13 protein-coding genes are annotated in these 14,730 nt (G+C 69.3%); all 13 read right to left on the reverse strand.

Going from position 1 to position 14,730, the window contains the following annotated elements:
* Positions 1 to 127: 127 nt before the first annotated feature.
* The gene (locus ABDC78_RS16445; protein ID WP_178360074.1) at positions 128 to 418 is read right to left on the reverse strand and encodes a YggT family protein; all 291 of its coding nucleotides are present in this window, start codon (positions 416 to 418) and stop codon (positions 128 to 130) included.
* Between the two features lie 138 nt (positions 419 to 556).
* On the reverse strand, positions 557 to 1,192 hold the full coding sequence (locus ABDC78_RS16450) for a cell division protein SepF (RefSeq protein ID WP_178360073.1): 636 nt from the start codon (positions 1,190 to 1,192) through the stop codon (positions 557 to 559).
* Positions 1,189 to 2,028: a YggS family pyridoxal phosphate-dependent enzyme gene (locus ABDC78_RS16455; protein WP_178360072.1), complete on the reverse strand. Its 840-nt coding sequence runs from the start codon at positions 2,026 to 2,028 to the stop codon at positions 1,189 to 1,191. The genes ABDC78_RS16450 and ABDC78_RS16455 overlap by 4 nt, the downstream gene beginning before the upstream one ends.
* Positions 2,025 to 2,738, reverse strand: a complete 714-nt coding sequence (pgeF, locus tag ABDC78_RS16460; protein WP_178360071.1) for a peptidoglycan editing factor PgeF — start codon at positions 2,736 to 2,738, stop codon at positions 2,025 to 2,027. Before pgeF ends, ABDC78_RS16455 begins: the two co-directional genes overlap by 4 nt.
* Positions 2,739 to 2,757: 19 nt before the next feature.
* On the reverse strand, positions 2,758 to 3,915 hold the full coding sequence (ftsZ, locus tag ABDC78_RS16465; protein WP_178360070.1) for a cell division protein FtsZ: 1,158 nt from the start codon (positions 3,913 to 3,915) through the stop codon (positions 2,758 to 2,760).
* A gap of 207 nt (positions 3,916 to 4,122) precedes the next feature.
* Positions 4,123 to 5,049 (reverse strand): cell division protein FtsQ/DivIB, encoded by a 927-nt coding sequence (locus ABDC78_RS16470; protein ID WP_178360069.1) that lies wholly within the window; start codon positions 5,047 to 5,049, stop codon positions 4,123 to 4,125.
* A complete protein-coding gene (gene murC / locus ABDC78_RS16475; protein ID WP_178360068.1) occupies positions 5,046 to 6,473 on the reverse strand; it encodes a UDP-N-acetylmuramate--L-alanine ligase in 1,428 nt (475 codons plus the stop codon). Before murC ends, ABDC78_RS16470 begins: the two co-directional genes overlap by 4 nt.
* A complete protein-coding gene (murG, locus tag ABDC78_RS16480; protein ID WP_347133514.1) occupies positions 6,470 to 7,534 on the reverse strand; it encodes an undecaprenyldiphospho-muramoylpentapeptide beta-N-acetylglucosaminyltransferase in 1,065 nt (354 codons plus the stop codon). The genes murC and murG overlap by 4 nt, the downstream gene beginning before the upstream one ends.
* A gap of 56 nt (positions 7,535 to 7,590) precedes the next feature.
* Positions 7,591 to 9,132: a putative lipid II flippase FtsW gene (ftsW, locus tag ABDC78_RS16485; protein WP_178360066.1), complete on the reverse strand. Its 1,542-nt coding sequence runs from the start codon at positions 9,130 to 9,132 to the stop codon at positions 7,591 to 7,593.
* 3 nt (positions 9,133 to 9,135) lie between these two features.
* On the reverse strand, positions 9,136 to 10,620 hold the full coding sequence (gene murD / locus ABDC78_RS16490) for a UDP-N-acetylmuramoyl-L-alanine--D-glutamate ligase (protein WP_178360065.1): 1,485 nt from the start codon (positions 10,618 to 10,620) through the stop codon (positions 9,136 to 9,138).
* Positions 10,613 to 11,692, reverse strand: coding sequence for a phospho-N-acetylmuramoyl-pentapeptide-transferase (mraY, locus tag ABDC78_RS16495; protein WP_178360064.1), 1,080 nt, complete (start codon positions 11,690 to 11,692; stop codon positions 10,613 to 10,615). The genes murD and mraY overlap by 8 nt, the downstream gene beginning before the upstream one ends.
* Positions 11,689 to 13,209 carry a UDP-N-acetylmuramoyl-tripeptide--D-alanyl-D-alanine ligase gene (gene murF, locus ABDC78_RS16500; RefSeq protein WP_178360063.1) on the reverse strand — a complete coding sequence of 507 codons (1,521 nt, stop codon included), beginning with the start codon at positions 13,207 to 13,209 and terminating at the stop codon, positions 11,689 to 11,691. Before murF ends, mraY begins: the two co-directional genes overlap by 4 nt.
* Complete coding sequence (locus ABDC78_RS16505; protein WP_178360062.1) at positions 13,206 to 14,726, reverse strand: UDP-N-acetylmuramoyl-L-alanyl-D-glutamate--2,6-diaminopimelate ligase; 1,521 nt, start codon at positions 14,724 to 14,726, stop codon at positions 13,206 to 13,208. The genes murF and ABDC78_RS16505 overlap by 4 nt, the downstream gene beginning before the upstream one ends.
* Between the last annotated feature and the right edge of the window lie 4 nt (positions 14,727 to 14,730).

Consider the following 14,730-nt stretch of genomic DNA (forward strand, 5'->3'; position numbering starts at 1 on the left):
CAGACCCGGCGGTTGCAGGCGAGGCGGTAATTAAGGGGGAAACTCAACAATACCGAGATGTTGTCGACCGGCTTTCGACCCAAATTTTCCGATCCGTGAACGCCGATCCGGCTGCCGGACCTGGACCTCAGGCCGCCGCGCCGAACGCCAACTGCATGCCGATGAACGCCGCCAGCAGCAACACCATGATCGACAGATCGAACCTGATGGCACCGATCGTGAGCTGCGGAATTATCCGCCGGAGCAATTTCACGGGCGGATCGGTGAGCGTCATGATGACCTCGAGAATCACCACCGTCACGCCGCGGGGTTGCCAGTCACGGCTGAACGAGCGGATGAACTCGACCACCACCCGGGCGATCAGCAGCAGCCAGAACACGAACAGCGCAAAACCAAGAATTTCAAAGAACAGTGACAACGACAGCCGTCCTCACTACAGGCAGATGTGTGACATGCGATACAAGCGAGTGCCGCTCAGAGCCGATGGCGCTTGCACGACGTCCCCAGCCTACCCGCCGAACCGGAAGTGCTCCGACCCGAGCGGAAGCGGGAAAAGCTACTGGTAGGCGTAGAAGCCGGCCTCAGCGATGCGGCGGCGCTGCTCGGCGGTGACATCGACGTCGGCAGGCGACAGCAGGAACACCTTGGTGGCGACCTTGTCGAAGGAACCGCGAAGCGCGAACGCCAGTCCCGCCGCGAAGTCGACGAGGCGCTTGGCGTCGGCGTTGTCCATCGACACCAGATCCATGATCACCGGCGTCCCGTCGCGGAACCGCTCGCCGATGGTGCGGGCCTCGCTGTAGTCCTTGGGACGAAGCGTGGTGATCTTGGCCATCGGGCTGCCGGCTTCGAACAGTTCGGCCATCCCGCGCGGATCCATCGCCAGCGCACCTCGGGTGGAGCCCCGCATGGCGCCGAATCGTGGTGGTGTGCGGTCGAATTCACGCGGCGTGCGCAACCTGGCCTCGAACCGGGCGTCGTCCAACCCGCCGCGGTAGGGGGCGGGCTCGTCATAGTCCCGCCCGCGGTCGTCGTAACCACGCGAATAGCCGCCTTCGTCCTCGAAGCGGTCTTCGCGGGGGCGCCGGTAGCCGCGCGCGGGGCCGCGGTCGTCGTCCTCGTAGTAGTCGTCCTCGTAGTCATCCATCGGCGCCATACCGAAGTAGGCCTTGACCTTGTGCAGTGTGCTCATCGTGAGGACCCTTCTCGCGGTGTCGAGGTATTCGAAGCATCCGGATTTTCAGCGGAATCTGTTGTCTGTGATGAAGATGTGACTGGAGTGACTACTTCGGGTGACGTTAGCGGTCGCGATCCCATAAGCGCGGTACCGACACGCACACATGTCGAACCATGTTCGACCGCCGTCTCGAGGTCGCCGGACATCCCCGCGGACAGCTCGAGACGCTGCTGGTAGCGGTGCTGTACCCGCTCACGCTCCTCCTGTAAACGCGCAAAAGCCGCACCGGGATCAGCCCCCAACGGCGGAATGGACATCAGGCCGACGAACCGCAACCCGCGGGATTCATCGGCCGCGGAGCACATCTCGTCGATCCGCCCGGTGGCCGCGACGTCCACGCCGCCCCTGGTCTCGTCGCCGTCGATACTGATCTGCAGGTAGATCCGAAGCGGCTCGACACGATGGCCCTGGTCGAGCGCGTCCACGCACGCCCGGTCGAGCGCGGTGATCAGCTTGACGCTGTCCACAGAGTGCGCGGCGTAGGCCCACTGGGCGACCGATCGTGCCTTGTTGCGCTGGATGCGACCCACCATGTGCCAGCGGATGTCCTCACACCCCTGGACCTCGCCGAGTTCGGCGACTTTCTGCACAGCTTCCTGATCGCGGGACTCGCCGAACGCCAGGCATCCCAGCCGGCGCAGCGCCATCACGTCACTGGCCGGGAAGAACTTCGTGACGGGGAGAAGTTCGATCTCGCCGACGTCGCGCCCGGCGGCCTCGGCCGCGCGCGCCAGTCGCTCACGGACCGACGCCAGCGCCTCGCTCAGTTCCTGTTCGCGGGCCGAAGTCACGGGCCTGGCTCCAACCACACCAGTGACGCCAGCCGCCCGGTCGGAGCGTCGCGCCGGTGGCTGAACAGATTCTTGTCCTCGACCGTGCACCGGGGATCCACGTCGATCGATCTGACGCCCAGAGAGCGCAGCTGCGCGGCGATCCCGGCTCGCAGGTCCAGGCCGGGCGTGCCGCGGCGGGTGGTGGTCCGACTGCCCGGCAGCATCGACTCGACCTCGGCGGCCATCTGCGCGGGCACCTCGTAGTTCCGGCCGCTCACCGCAGGCCCGAGCAGCACGGAGACATCCTCGACGTGGGCCCCGGCGTCGACCATCGTCTCCACTGCGCGCGCGACGATTCCGTTCTGCGCGCCGACACGACCGGCGTGCACGGCGGCGATCACCGCCGCCCGCGCGTCGGCCATCAGCACGGGCACACAGTCGGCCGTCACCACCGCCAGCGCCAACAGCGGCGTCGCGGTGACCAAACCATCTGTGTCGTCGACGATTTCACGGGGGCCGTCAACGACCTCGACGTGAGAGCTGTGCACCTGGTTCATCCACACGATGCCGTCCGGACGCAGGCCGACGGTGGCGGCGAGCCGCCGTCGGTTGGCTGCCACGGCGACCGGGTCGTCGCCGACGTGGTCGCCGAGATTGAACGTCGCAAACGGCGGCTTGGACACACCACCGGCGCGGGTGGTGGTCACGCGGCGTACACGAAACGTCACGGCGCGACCGTAGTACGCGTCAGTGACGCATGAACGGTGGCACGTCGACGTCATCGTCGGAGATGCCGCCGTCGTCACCGCCGATACGGACAGTCGCGCCATTGGTGTGCACCGGCACGCTGGCGGCATCCGACGGCTCGAACAGTGTCGAGGTCACCCGGCCTGCCTTGCCCGGCGCGATCGGTGTGGCGCCTGCGGCGTTCTCACCGGTCACCGGCTTGCGTCCGGGACCCGCCGCGTCGAAGCCCGCCGCGATCACGGTCACCCTGACCTCGTCACCGAGGGAGTCGTCGATGACGGTGCCGAAGATGATGTTGGCTTCGGGATGTGCCGACTCCTGGACCAACGAGGCGGCCTCGTTGATCTCGAAGAGTCCCAGGTCGCTGCCACCGGCGACCGAGAGCAGCACGCCCTGCGCGCCCTCCATCGATGCTTCCAGCAGTGGGGAGTTGATGGCGATCTCGGCGGCCTTGAGTGCACGTCCGTCCCCGCGGGCCGAGCCGATGCCCATCAGCGCGGTACCTGCGCCGCTCATCACGCCCTTGACGTCGGCGAAGTCGACGTTGATCAGTCCGGGCGTGGTGATCAGGTCGGTGATGCCCTGCACACCGTTGAGCAGCACCTCGTCGGCGCTGCGGAACGCGTCCATCAGCGACACCGCGGCGTCACCCATCTGCAGGAGCCGGTCGTTGGGGATCACGATCAGCGTGTCGCAACTCTCCCGCAGCGCGGCGATGCCGTCCCCGGCCTGATTGCTACGCCGCTTGCCCTCGAACGAGAACGGTCGCGTCACCACGCCGACGGTCAGCGCACCGAGCTTGCGGGCGATGGTCGCCACCACGGGCGCGCCGCCGGTACCGGTGCCGCCGCCCTCGCCGGCGGTGACGAACACCATGTCGGCGCCGCGCAGCAGCTCCTCGATGTCGTCCTTGGCGTCTTCTGCGGCCTTCCGGCCGACCTCGGGATCGGCGCCGGCGCCGAGCCCGCGCGTCGATTCCCGACCGACGTCGAGTTTGACGTCGGCATCACTCATCAACAGCGCCTGAGCGTCGGTGTTGATCGCGATGAACTCGACGCCCTTCAGACCCTGTTCGATCATCCGGTTGACGGCGTTGACGCCGCCGCCGCCAATGCCGACCACCTTGATCACAGCGAGGTAGTTATGCGGGGGGGTCATCGGGTCGCCCTTCCTGCCTGGTTGCCTGTCGTCACGCTGGAATAACCCCTCAAGCAAACTCTCAACCTCAACCATAGGCTTAGAGTTATGTCAAGTTGTTCCGCGCAAACAGAACGGTAGGACGGCCGCGCACGGGAGCCCTGCAGGCGCGCCGACATTTTCACCAACAAATTTCTCGGGCGTGTCCGCACCGAGTCGGACCGGCCTCTACTTGACAGTCGGCAGGTCCGGGCTGGAGACGTCGTAGGTCTGACCGGGCTGGGTCAGCAGCGCTCCCAGTTTCAGTGCCTTCTCCTCGGTGCGGTCGGTGGTCCCCCACACCACGACTCGACCGTCGACCAGCGTCAGCGTGATCGCAGCGACCGACGGCGCCGAGACCCGGCCCACCTGGCTGGCGACTTCGGGCCGCAACGAGGTCATCACCTGCAGCGCCGCCTGGGTCGCCGGATCGGTCGGACCCGGGTTCTCCACGTCGAGGTAGGGCACCCCCGGCGGGGGCGGCGCGGTGGCGAAGTCCACGCCGTCCCGGTCGAACAGGTGCACGCCGTCGGGATAGTCCTTGACCACGACCGGAATCCGCTCGACGACCGTGACTCGCAGCGTCGACGGGTACTGCCGTTGCACGCGCACGGTGGCGACACGCCGGATCTCAGCCACTCTCTCGGCCACCGTGTCGGTGTTCACCTGCAGCAGCGGTGTCTCCGGCGCCACCCCCGCCGCGGCGACCACCTCTTCCTGGGTGACCGCACCCAGACCGGTCACGACAACGTTGCGGACCGACATCACCGGGGTGAAGTACAACAACAGCCCGAGACCGACGACCAGCACTGCGATCACCGCGGTCCACAACAACAGCTTCAATCCGCGGTCGGCACCTCGTCCGAGAGTGTGCGCCTCCTGCGCCGGGCGTCCCAACGCACGACGCTTCGCGTCACGACGCGCCTCCTCGATGGCGGTGGCCCTCGCCTGCGCTGCCCGGCGCTCCTCGCGTTCCCGCCGGGCGCGGCGGCGCGGCCCCTCCACGTCCTCGACGTCTTCGGCGGATGGGGGTGTTCCATCGGTGTCCACGGGCGGGTTCGCCTCGGGATCGGGGCGGGGCGGTTCGACGTCGGGTTCGTCGGTGGGGCCGGTCATCGGTCAGACCCCGCCTGCAGCGCTGTCAGGATCTCCTTGCCCAGCATGGTCACGTCGCCCGCACCCATGGTGACGATCACGTCGCCGGGCGAGGCGGCCGCGGCCACCCGTGCGGGCACCGCGGAGAAGTCGGGGACGTAGGTGACCGGTGCGGTCATCTGGTCGGCGATCGTGGCACCGCTGACCCCGGCGATCGGCTGCTCGCGCGCCGCATAGACGTCGAGCATGAAGACCTCGTCGGCGGTGTCAAGTGCCTGCGCGAACTCTGATGCGAAAGCCTCTGTGCGCGAGTACAAGTGCGGTTGGAACACGACGATCGAGCGCCCGCCCGATTCCCTGACGAGCGCCTGTACTGCCGTCAGTGCGGCCGTGACCTTGGTCGGATGGTGTGCGTAGTCGTCGAAGACCCGCACCCCGTTCGCGGTGCCGACCAACTCGAACCGGCGGCGGACTCCCTCGAAACCGGCGAGCGCCTCGAGCACGTCGTCGGGTGCCGCGCCGACGTGGATCGACGCCAGTAACGCGGCGAGTGCGTTCAGTGCCATGTGCCGGCCGGGCACCGCAAGTCGCATGGTCCGCGGCCCGCTCTCCCCGGCCAACTGCACCGTGGCGACCGCACTGGTACCCCGCTGCTGCCAGTCCAGCAGTGCGCCCGCCAGATCGGGTCGATCGCCACTCCCGTAGCGCACCACCCGAATCCCCAGTGCAGCAGTGCGTTCGGCGAATGCTGCGGCCCCCGGATCGTCGACACACACCACGACCACGCCACCTGGTTGCAGGCGCTCCATGAACGCGTCGAACACGTCGATGTAAGCCTGCTCGCTGCCGAAGAAGTCGAGATGGTCGGCTTCGATGTTGGTGACCACCGCGACGTCGGGCCGGTACTGCACCAGCGATCCGTCACTCTCGTCGGCCTCGGCGACGAAATAGGCGCCACTCCCGTTGTGCGCGTTGGTGCCCGGCTCGCCCAGATCGCCGCCGACCGCGAACGACGGGTCGAAACCACAGTGCTGCAACGCCACGATGACCATCGATGTCGTCGTCGTCTTACCGGCTGTTCCGGTCACCATCAACGTGGTGTGCCCGGCCATCAGCTTGGCCAGCACGGCCGGCCGCAGGATCACCGGGATCCCCCGCCTGCGCGCCTCGACCAGTTCCGGGTTCGTCTTCGGGATCGCGGCGTGGGTGGTGACCACCACCGTCGGGCCGCCGGGCAGCATGTCGAGCGACGAGGCATCGTGGCCGATTCGGATCGTGGCGCCGCGGGCCCGCAGGGCGATCACCCCGCGCGATTCCTTGGCGTCGGACCCCGACACCAGACCTCCGCGGTCCAACAGGATGCGCGCGATGCCCGACATGCCGGCGCCGCCGATGCCGACCATGTGCACCCGCTGCAGTTCCTCGGGCAGGTCGTCGGTCGTCATCGCCGTCGTCCGTCCCGGGCGGCCCGCGCCACCTCGAGTGCCACCTCGGCCACCCGCCGTGCCGCATCAGGGTGCCCGGCGAGCGCGGCGGCGGCCGTCATCGTCGTCAACCGGGCCCCGTCGGTGAGCAGCGTGGTCACGGTGTCGGCGACGAAGTCCGCAGTGAGCTCCCTGTCGTCGACGATGATGCCGCCCCCCGCGCCGACCACAGGTAGGGCGTTGAGCCGCTGTTCGCCGTTTCCGATCGGCAGCGGTACGTACACCGCCGGCAGCCCGACCGCGGTGACCTCGGCGACGGTCATCGCCCCCGCTCGGCAGATCGCCAGATCGGCCGCCGCATAGGCCAGGTCCATCCGGTCCAGGTAGGGCACCGCGACGTAGGGCGGATCCCCCGCAGCCGGTGTCGGCAGCTCGAGCGTGTTCTTCGGGCCGTGCGCGTGCAGAACGGAGATGCCCTCTCTCGCAAGACTTTCCGCAGCACCTGAGACGGCGCGGTTTAGGGATTGGGCGCCCTGCGAGCCGCCGAAGACCAACAACACCCGGGCACCGTCGGCGAAACCGAAATGTGCGCGGGCCTCGGCACGAAGCGCCATCCGGTCCAACGAGGTGATCGTCGCCCGCACCGGGACCCCGACGACCTCGACGCGGCCCAGGCCGGGGTCGGCCACCGCCGAGAGCACCCGCTGCGCGGTCCTGGCGCCGACTTTGTTGGCCAGGCCGGCGCTGGCGTTGGCCTCGTGAACGACCACCGGCACCCGGCGGCCCGCCCGGGGACTCCACGCTGCGACGTAGGCGGGCAGCGCGACGTATCCGCCGAAACCGATCACGACATCGGCCTCCACGGCGTCGAGCACGGCGCGGGTCTGCTTGACCGCGCGACGCACCCGCCCCGGCAACCTGACGAGATCGGACGAGGGCTTCCGCGGCAGCGGCACCGGCGTGATCAGCTCGAGGTGATAACCGCGCTGCGGGACGAGCCGGGTCTCGAGGCCACGCTCAGTGCCCAGAGCGGTGATCCGCACCCCGGGCTCGAGCGCGGTGAGGGCGTCGGCGACCGCCATCGCCGGTTCGACGTGGCCCGCCGTGCCGCCGCCGGCAAGAACCACGGAAATCCCCGTCACCCGTAACGCTGACCTTCCATTGTGCGGGCCTGTCGACCCTGCTTGCGCTGGCCAGCACCATAACCGACCGACGCCCGCCCGGCCCCAACCGGCTGCTCGCCGCGAGCTCGTCCGGACCGGCGAGCCGGTCGGTCATCCTGCGATGGCCGGGTCCGGTTCCTCGGCGGCTTCTGCTGGGGCGGGGACGACGGGCGGCCGGGTCGGGACCGAAGTCGGTCCCGCAGCGCCTCGGTGCGGGTCGGCACATACGGGGCGGGCAGCGGCAGCCGCAGCAGCCGGTTGACCCGGTCGTCGCGGCCGGCCCGGAGCGCGGCGACCGCCTCGGGTTCATGACGCGCGGCGTTGGCCATGATGCCGATCATCATCAGCGTGGTCGCGGTCGAGGTGCCACCGGCGGAGATCAGCGGCAGCTGCAACCCCGTGACCGGCAGCAACCCGACCACGTAACCGACGTTGATGAACACCTGACTCATGATCCACAGGGTGGCCGTGGCGGTCAGCAACCGCAGGAAGGGATCGGCCGAACGACGCGCGATCCTCATGCCGGTGTAGGCGAACAACCCGAACAGGCAGAGCAAGCCGGCGGCGCCGACGAAGCCGAGTTCCTCGCCGATGATCGCGAAGATGAAGTCGTTGTGGGCGTTGGGCAGGTAGTTCCACTTCGCCGTGCCCTGCCCCAGCCCGTCGCCGAAGATACCGCCGTTGGCCAGTGCGAACCGGGCCTGGCGAGCCTGGTAGCCGGAACCCTGCGCGTCGGCGGCGGGGTTGAGCCAGGACTGCACGCGCGCCGAGCGATAGCCCGCCGACATCGCGAGCACGGCGCCCGAGACCAGAACCGCACCCAGTGAGCTCAGGAAGACCCGCAGCGGCAGGCCGGCGTACCAGAGCAGGCCCAGCAGGATCACACCCATCGACAGCGTCTGACCGAGGTCGGGCTGGGACACGATGAGCCCCAGCGCGATCACTGCGGCGGGCACCAGCGGAACCAGCATCTCGCGCAGCGAAGCCTGCTCCATGCGGCGCGCGGCAAGAAGGTGCGCACCCCAGATGGCCAGGGCGATCTTGGCCAACTCCGACGGCTGCATGGAGAACCCGGCGAAGACGAACCAACCACGGGATCCGTTGGCCACCTTGCCGATTCCCGGGATCAACACCAGGATCAGCAGCACGACGCTGACCGCGAACCCGGCAAAGGCCAACTTGCGCATCAGCTGCACCTTCATGCGCAGCGCGATGTAGAACGCGACCAGGCCGATCACTGTCCACAGCAGCTGCTTGGCGAAGACCACCCACGGCGAGCCGTCCTGGTCGTAGGAGTACACGCCCGAGGCCGACAGCACCATCGTCAGACCCATCGTGGTCAGCAGCGCCGCGACCGCGATGATGAGGTGAAACGAGGTCATGGGCCGGCCGAGCCAGGCTCCGAACCGGGTCCGCGGCATGTGCAGCGACGCGTCGGTGGCGGCGACCGCCTGGGCGGGGTCGGCGGCTGCCGGGTTGGCGCGACGGCTCCGCAGCCGGGTGAGGATGCTGCTCACGGTCTACCCGGTGGCGGCGCGCACGGCCGCGGCGAACGTGTCTCCGCGGTGTCCGTAGCCGCTGAACTGGTCGAACGATGCACCCGCCGGGGCGAGAAGCACGGTGTCACCCGGTCGGGCCAGGTCACGGGCGGCGGAGACGACGGCCGTCATCACGGCATCGGCCATCGGGCGTTCCCGACTGTCCACGTGCCGAGTCACACGAGTAACACCTGACTCAACTGGCACATCTCTCTCACGCACCCCAGAATCCTCCCCTGTCACAAGCTCAACGACGGGGACATCCGGTGCGTGTCGCGATAACGCCTCGCCGATCACCGACCGGTCCTGACCGATCAGCACCGCACCGACCAGCCGGTTCGCGATCGCGGCGACCATGTCATCGGCCGAAGCACCCTTGAGCAGTCCGCCGGCCACCCACACCACCCGGGGATACGCGCTGATGGAGGCCTGGGCGGCGTGCGGGTTGGTGGCCTTGGAGTCGTCGACGTAGGTGACCCCGTCGGCGATCGCGACGATCTCCGCGCGGTGCCTGCCGACCCGGAACGTCGCGAGCGCACGGGCGATCGCCTCCGCGGGCACGTCGATTGCGCGGGCCAGGCACGCCGCAGCGAGCGCGTCGAGCACACCGACCGGACCGGCCACCGAGATCGAGGCCGCCTCGGCGAGGGTCAGGTCGCGATCGAAAGCGTTGTCGACGAGCCGCCCGTCGCGGACCCCGAACTCCCCGGGTGCAGGTGCACCCGACCGGAACCCCACCTTCACCGGCGCCGGAGCCGCCTCCAGCAATCGGGCGGCCGCGGGGTCGTCGAGTCCCCCGACGGCCACGCGGCCGGTCAGAGCCCGCGCTTTGGCCTGCGCGTACGCCTGCATCGAGCCGTGCCAGTCGAGGTGGTCCTCGGCGACATTGAGCACCACACCCGCTTCGGGGCGCAGTGACGGCGCCCAATGCAGCTGGAAGCTCGACAACTCGACGGCGAACACCTCGGCGGGCTGGTCGAGCAGGTCGAGGACCGGATCGCCGATGTTGCCGCACAGCACCGCCCGTCGTCCCGCCGCCTCGAGCATCGCGTAGAGCATCGACGTCGTCGTGGTCTTGCCGTTGGTCCCGGTGACCACCAGCCACTGCCGTGGCGGACCGAAACGCCCGGACTGGTCCAGCCGCCACGCCAGTTCGACATCACCCCAGATCGGGACACCCGCCGCGGCAGCGGCTGCCAGGACCGGCGCGGTGGGCGGAAATCCCGGGCTGGTGACGACGAGTGCGAAGTCGGCGATCCGCTCGACAGCGTTGGCGGGATCGACGACGGCCACTCCCTGCTGCGCCAGCGACGTCAACGCCGTGGGACTGTCGTCGGTGAGTGTCGCGCGGACCCCGAGCGGGACCAGCGCGGCGAGTATCGCCCGGCCGGTGATGCCTGCGCCCGTCACCAGGACATCGGCACCGCGTTCCAAGCCCGGCAGTTCCGAGCCGTCCATGTCAGGCACCGACGGTGGTCAGCCACTCGCTGTAGAAGAGCGCCACACCCAGCCCGCACGCGATGGCCGTCAGCAGCCAGAACCTGATGATCACCGTGGTCTCTGCCCAGCCCACCAGCTCGAAGTGGTGATGGAAGGGCGCCATCCGGAACACCCGACGGCCGGTGGTGCGGAACGCGAGGATCTGCACGACCACCGACGTCACCTCGGCGACGAACAGCGCGCCGAGCACCACGGCGAGCATCTCGGTCCGGCTGGTGACCGAAAGACCCGCGATCACACCACCGAGGGCAAGCGATCCGGTGTCACCCATGAAGATCTTGGCGGGCGCGGCGTTCCACCACAGGAACCCGATGCACGCCCCCGCGGTCGCCGCCGCGATGATCGCGAGATCAAGGGGGTCACGCACGTTGTAACAACCGACGCCGGGGCTCGTCGCGCACGCGTTGCGGAACTGCCAGAACGTGATGAGCACGTAGGCGGCGCACACCATCGCCATCGCGCCCGCGGCCAGCCCGTCGAGGCCATCGGTGAAGTTCACCGCGTTCGACCAAGCGCTGACGATCACCACGCAGAACAGCACGAAGACGGCGGGCGCCAATGTCACCGTGGCGATCTCCCGCACGTACGACAGCTCGGCACTGCCGGGGGTCAACCCGTCGGCGTTGCGGAACTGCAGCGCCAGGACGCCGAACAGCACGGCGGCGACGAGGATGCCGACGGTCTTGGCGGTCTTGTTCAGTCCGAGGTTGCGTGCCCGCCGGATCTTGATCATGTCGTCGGCGAACCCGACGGCGCCCAGCGCCGTCACCAGCCCCAGCACCAGCAGGCCGGAGGCCGACGGCCCTTTTCCGTCGATCAACACCCCGACCAGGTGGGTGCCCAGGTAGCTGGCCCAGATCCCCGCCACGATGGCCACCCCACCCATCGAGGGGGTGCCACGCTTCTTGTGGTGGCTCGGCGGACCGTCTGCCCGGATCTCGTGACCGAAACCCTGGCGGGTGAACAGCTTGATCAGCGCCGGGGTCAGCAGGATGGACACCGTCAGCGCGATCGCGACGGCGATGAGTATCTGCCTCATCCACCGTCCCCCGACGTGTCGGCGGTCAGCGCATCGGCCAGCGTGCCGAGCCCGGCGGAGTTCGACGCCTTGACGAGCACGACGTCCCCGGCCCGGAGCTCAGCGCGCAACAGATCCAGTGCGGCGTCGGCATCGGCGACCGCGGTGGCCTCCGAGCCCCACGATCCCTCCATGACCGCCCCGTGGAGCATGGCGCTCATAGGCCTCCCGGTTCCGATGACGATGAGTCGAGAGACATCTAAGCGCACCGCCAGTCTGCCGATGCGGTCATGCTCGGATATCGCGTCGTCACCGAGCTCGGCCATCTCCCCCAGAACGGCCCAGCTTCGGCGTTTGGACGCCCCACCCCGGCTCATCCAAGCCAGCGCCTTGAGCCCGGCACGCATCGAGTCCGGGTTGGCGTTGTAGGCGTCGTTGATGATCGTCACGCCATCCTCGCGGGTGTGGACCTGCATGCGCTGCCCCGACACCGAGCCGGCCGCGCCCAACGCTGCCGACACCTGGCTCAGGTCGGCACCACACTCCAGCGCGACGGCCGCAGCGCACAGCGCATTGGACACCTGGTGGTCACCGTGCACCGCGAGCGTCACGGCGGCCTGCGCACCGCCGGCATGCAGCGTGAACTCGGCGCGCGCCAGCGGGTCGAGGACGATGTTGTCGGCACGCACGTCGGCGACCGAGGCATCGGAGGTGCGCCCGACACGCACGATCCGGGCCGCCGTCTTCTCGGCCATCCCCGCCACCACCGGGTCGTCGACATTGAGGATCACCACCCCGGACGCCGGAACCGCTTGCGGCAACTCCGATTTCGTCGCAGCAATCGCCTCACGGGACCCGAATTCACCGAGGTGCGCGGTTCCGACGTTGAGGACGACGGCGATCGATGGCGGGGCGATCGCGGCCAGCGCCGCGATGTTGCCCGGATGGCGTGCCGACATCTCCAGCACGAGGTAGTCGGTGGATCGGGTGGCCCGCAACACCGTCCACGGGTGTCCGAGTTCGTTGTTGAACGAGCCCGGCGGGGCGATCACCTCGCCGAGGGGCGACAGCACCGCGGCGATCAGATCCTTGGTCGACGTCTTGCCCGATGAACCGGTGATGCCGACGACCGTCAGACCGTCGGCCACGAGTTCGGCGGCCACGGCGGCGGCCAGTTTCGCCAGGGCCGCGAGCACCGCGGCGCCCGAACCGTCGGTGTCGTGTTCGAGGACACCCGCGACGCCCGTGCCAGCGCCGCCAGCCTCGCCCGTATGCACCGGATCAACGACGATCGCGGGCACCCCGACCGGACGGGCGGCCAACACCGCCGCTGCTCCGGCAGCGACGGCAGTCGCTGCGAAGTCGTGGCCGTCGGATCGCGCGCCGGGCAGCGCCAGGAACAGCCCACCAGGCGTCACCGCCCGGGAGTCGAACTCGACGGTTCCGGTGACCACGGTGGCGGCGGCCTGCTCGGCGGAGACGTCCGTCAAGCGGCCGCCGACGATCTCGGCGATCCGCGCCAGCGACAGTTCGATCACCGGAGCGACTCCAGTGCATCGGCCAGTTCGTCGCGATCGTCGAACGGCCGGGTCCGGCCCCCAATGGTCTGGCCGCCCTCGTGCCCCTTGCCTGCGATCAGCACGATGTCCCCGGCGCAGGCCCAGGACACGGCGTGGTCGATCGCGGCGCGCCGGTCGGCGATCTCGACCAGGTCGGCATCCCCGCCGGTCGCCGCGGTCACGATCGCGGCGCGGATGGCCGCCGGGTCCTCGTCACGTGGGTTGTCGTCGGTCACCACGACCAGGTCGGCGAGTTCGGCAGCCACCTGCCCCATCGGCCCCCGCTTCCCCGCGTCGCGGTTGCCGCCGGCGCCGAACACCACCGCGATTCGGCCGGCGCTCTGCTCTCGCAGCGATTCGAGAACCGCGCGCAGTGCTCCGGGCTTGTGCGCATAGTCGACGAGCGCGAGGAACGGTTGCCCCCGGTCGATCGACTCCAGCCGGCCGGGCACCCTGGCGTCGCGCAACCCCGGGGCGGCCTGCTCGGGTGACACCCCCACCGCATCCAGCAGCGCCGCCGCCAGCAGGCAGTTCGCCACGTTGTAGCCACCCGGCAGACCGATTCCCAGGCCGTGGTGAACACCGGCGGGATCCACGGCGTAGAACTCCTGGAGGCCGGCCGCGCCGGTGGTGACGTTCTCGACCGTCCAGTCGGCGGTTCCGGTCGCGCTCACCGTCACCGCCCGATGCGCCCGCGCGGCCATCGCGCGACCCCATTCGTCGTCGACGCACACCACCGACTGCGCGGCATGTGTCGGCGATTCGGGGTCGAACAGTCGCGCCTTGGCCTCGAAGTACTCCTCCATCGACTCGTGGAAGTCCAGGTGGTCACGGGACAGATTCGTGAATCCGCCGACTGCGAACGCCACCCCGTCGACCCGACCGAGGGTGAGCGCGTGGCTGGACACCTCCATGACGACGGTGTCCACGCCCTGTTCGACCATCACGGCCAGCAGCGCCTGCAACTGAGGGGCTTCCGGTGTGGTCAGGCCGCTGGGCTGGTCGCGTCCGTCGATGCGGACGCCGACGGTGCCGATCAACCCGGCCACCCGGCCCGCCGCGCGCAGTCCGGCCTCGATCAGATAGGTCGTCGTCGTCTTTCCGGAGGTGCCGGTCACGCCGATGACCCGTACCCGCTCCGACGGATTGCCGTACACGGCGGCGGCCACTTCTCCCAGCACTGCCCGCGGCGCGGGATGCACCAGCACGGGCACCCCGAGCCCGCCGCCGATCTCCGACACGCCGTCGCGGTCGGTCAGCACGGCGACCGCACCACGCTCGACGGCGTCGGCGGCGTAGCGGGCACCGTGCGCGCTCGAGCCAGGCAGCGCCGCGAACAGATCGCCGGCTTCGGCGTCCTGGCCGCGCAGTGTCACACCCGTGACCCGGATTTCCGGCGCGGTGAGCCCGGTGGCCGGCTCGACAGAAAGCCCGGCGAGCAGGTCGGCAACAGCGGCGAGTGGCAGACCGGCGGGATGGGAGGGGCGCAGACTCATGGCC

This window comes from Mycobacterium sp. DL, assembly GCF_039729195.1.
Lineage (GTDB): Bacteria > Actinomycetota > Actinomycetes > Mycobacteriales > Mycobacteriaceae > Mycobacterium > Mycobacterium hippocampi_A.